Source organism: Sphingomonas sp. FUKUSWIS1, from assembly GCF_000733135.1.
In the GTDB taxonomy this organism is placed as follows: Bacteria; Pseudomonadota; Alphaproteobacteria; order Sphingomonadales; family Sphingomonadaceae; genus Sphingomonas; species Sphingomonas aerolata.
Map to the genome: position 1 here is coordinate 40,155 of NZ_JPJC01000249.1, position 2,621 is coordinate 42,775.

Consider the following 2,621-nt stretch of genomic DNA (forward strand, 5'->3'; position numbering starts at 1 on the left):
GAACCGCGCGACGAGCGTCAGCGCATAGGAGGTCGACACCGCGGTCACGCAGTTGAAGATCAGAAAACCGACGATCGCGACGAGCAGGGTCGGCTTGCGGCGCCAACCTTGCGTGTACAGCGTCAGCGGGATCGCCGCGAACAGCGATCCGACCGCATAGACCGTGATGGTCTGCCCCGCGAGCGACTCCGATACGTCGAGCCCGGCGGCCATGTGCGGCAACAGCCCGGCAGGGAGCGTTTCGGTGAGGATCGCGGTGAAGCCGGTCATTGCCAGCGCCAGCAACGCGGAGATCGGCAATGTCTCGCTCGCGCCATCGTCTGTCTGACCGGATCTTGGAATCACGCAACACTCACTTCTGGATCGGCTGGTCCACTGCGCTCAACCACATGGCGTGGCTTGTCAACGAGTAATGGATTGATTAGTCCATAATCAGGAGCGGACATATATGGCACGGAGCGGACGACCGCGTGGTTTTGACAGGGCTGCAGCGCTGGACAGCGCGATGCATCTGTTCTGGGAACACGGGTATGAGGGCGCGTCGCTGCTCACGCTGCGTCAGGCGATGGGCGACATCTCGTCGGCCAGTTTCTACGCGGCCTTCGGTTCGAAGGAAGCGCTCTACCGCGAAACGCTCACGCGCTATCTCGCCGTGCATGGCGGCATCGTCGGTGCGCTCGACGACGAGACGCTATCGCCACGCTCGCGGCTCGAACAGGCCTTGATCGCGTCGGTTGCGGTGCAGACCGATCCTGCCCATCCGAAGGGGTGCATGATGACGCTGTCAGCGATCGTTTCGTCCGAGGCCGGTGCACCGACCCGGGCGCTGACCCATGCCGAACGCGAAATTACCCGGCAGGCATTGCAGCGGTGTATCGCCGCCGGCGTCACCGCCGGCGATCTCGATCCCGCCACGGACGTCGCGGGGCTCACCATGTTGTACGATGGGCTGGTGCTGGGGATCTCGATCCAAGCGCGGGACGGCGTTCCGACCGAGACGCTGCGGGCCGGCATTGGACACGCGATGGCGGCGTGGGATGCTCAAGGCAGACAGGAGCGTGAGAGCAAACTCCACTAATCTCGCCGAAAAAGAGACCGACTCGCATGCATTCCGACCACCCTACCCGCTATCTGACTCCGGGATCCGTCTCCTCGCCCTTAAGCCGACTCTAGCGACGTAAGTCAGCATGTCGGGTAACCTCAGGCACAAAACTTCGCTATCGACCGCGCGACACTCCAGCCCTCAGACGCAAGATGGGAAATCACATGCGATTTGTTCAGATCGAAATACTGCCGCAGGGCAAGGCGCTGGTCGATATCGACAAGCTGACCCATGCTGTGCCCGAGGGGAACGGGTCACGCCTGTTCATCGGGGCGCAGCACCTCGACGTGCCCCATTCATTGACTGAACTCGAGAACGTGCTGGCTGGTCGTGAGCGGACCGACGATGGCGCAAACAGCACCGCGGGGTTCGGTCTGCGATAGGCCGGCACGACTTCGGAAAATCGTATCGTCTGGCCCATCAACCCTGGGCGCGGAGCCACGACGGCGAAAACTGATCGGCAGCCCCTTGGGTCGTTCGTAACTCTGCGTAGACCACGTCATGCGCCGTCCGCCTCGACACAGTTTTACCCCGAGACGGCACGGTACAACGCCGTTTGGCTTCGGCTGCTATGGCGGGTGGGGCGCGGAAGCCGTCGTCGAAGTCGTCAAGCGTGGAGCGGATCCCGAGACAATCGTAGTCATCGACGATCGGATGGTCGAGCTCGACGCCACTGAAGCATGTGCCCGACCATGATGCAGGGCGATGCGACCCGCAATGCCGCTGTGGAGGCAGCACTGGTCGCCCGTGCGCGTGCCCTGTTCGTTGCTGCGGGATGGGACGACACATCCGATCCCGATCGTCCTGAACCCCGCAAATTTCGCCGGCGCCCTGTTGGCAGGGTCGGATTCACTGCGCGCATATCGCGTCGTATCAACGGATCTCGTCGCGGCAGACGGATAGGTCGTCCTGTACGAACGAGCACTGACCGCGACAGAGGTGGGACTCGCACTGTCGGAAATCCGTGCTGGTCTCGGCCACCGCATCTACCGGGGCGATCGAAGCTTTTGGTTCTGGAAGCCGGAGACACCGCGCCTCGTATCGCGGGATCTCATCGTCGAGGTCGTACGGCGCGGTCAGGCCAAACCCACCATTCGAGCGTCCGCCCGCCAATACGGTCTGTTACGAATGGATCTGGATCCAATGTGCGCACTACGAAATCAGCGCATGTCCATCAGGCTTCGTCGGTCGAGATCGGCTTTCGTGCCGCCATCTGGACCGGCTTGCCTATTACGGGGCGACCGGCTGGCCATCGGCGCGCGATACAGCGATCCTTTGCGATCCGGGCGATGGTCACCGCGTCGCCCTGATTGCCGCCAAGGACATGATAGGCCGTTGCGTCTTCGCCGACATAGAAACCGACATGCCCACCACCAGGACGCTCGAACACCAGCACAGCCCCCGGAGCCAGACGCTCCGGCCGCAACGACAATCCCCATGTCGACCATGACGTCGCCCGCACCGCAATCGAGACCGGCTCGATACCATCGTCCTGCAGGCAATATGCGACGAACACGCC

General features: G+C 62.8%; 3 protein-coding genes and 1 pseudogene. 2 read left to right on the forward strand and 2 right to left on the reverse strand.

Annotated features, from left to right (window positions below; all coding sequences use genetic code 11):
- A partial coding sequence (locus tag sphsw_RS20610; protein ID WP_042467507.1) for an MFS transporter occupies nt 1-345 on the reverse strand: 345 nt, incomplete at its 3' end.
- A 160-nt stretch (nt 346-505) separates the two neighbouring features.
- Between sphsw_RS20610 and sphsw_RS15560 the strand changes: the two genes are divergently transcribed.
- On the forward strand, nt 506-1,078 hold the full coding sequence (locus sphsw_RS15560) for a TetR/AcrR family transcriptional regulator (protein ID WP_235188420.1): 573 nt from the start codon (nt 506-508) through the stop codon (nt 1,076-1,078).
- A gap of 188 nt (nt 1,079-1,266) precedes the next feature.
- A complete protein-coding gene (locus sphsw_RS15565) occupies nt 1,267-1,485 on the forward strand; it encodes a hypothetical protein (protein WP_031441418.1) in 219 nt (72 codons plus the stop codon).
- Between the two features lie 791 nt (nt 1,486-2,276).
- Here the strand turns inward: sphsw_RS15565 and sphsw_RS20105 are convergent.
- A pseudogene (locus sphsw_RS20105) lies at nt 2,277-2,621 on the reverse strand (TIGR02594 family protein); the annotation flags it as partial.